Origin of the sequence: Bartonella capreoli, assembly GCF_902813205.1 — a bacterium.
In the GTDB taxonomy this organism is placed as follows: domain Bacteria; phylum Pseudomonadota; class Alphaproteobacteria; order Rhizobiales; family Rhizobiaceae; genus Bartonella; species Bartonella schoenbuchensis.
Genome location: NZ_CADDZX010000383.1, coordinates 1 through 389, shown reverse-complemented (window position 1 = coordinate 389; position 389 = coordinate 1). Strand labels below are relative to the sequence as shown.

Genomic DNA, 389 nt, shown 5'->3' with positions numbered 1-389 from the left:
CAAAAGCCCAGAAAAAGCGGATGGTTTTTTGCGGTTAAAATCACCTACCAAACCGAGTCCAACAGCTTCATGTAACATAACGCCAGGCCATCCATTAGCCAAAACAACATCAAAGGTTCCTGCTGGTGCTTCTTGTGCTTCTAAGTTGACTAAAGCCATACGCAAAGCTTCATCGGCAGCCATTTTCCAATTTTCTTCACTAATGAATTGAATAAATGTTTGTCGTCCACCACATCCATAAAATCCAAATTCACGTCGATTATTATCAGAAACTACCACAGATATAGTAAGTTGTACGAGGGGGCGAATATCATGAACAAAGTATCCATCACCGCGTAAAATTTCAACATGTTGAAGTGAACCGGAAAGAGCGACGGTAACTTGATGCA

1 pseudogene is annotated in these 389 nt (G+C 41.1%); it reads right to left on the bottom strand.

The annotated features are described in order from the left end of the window. Positions 1-389, bottom strand: a pseudogene (tldD, locus tag J7R05_RS08915) (metalloprotease TldD); the annotation flags it as partial.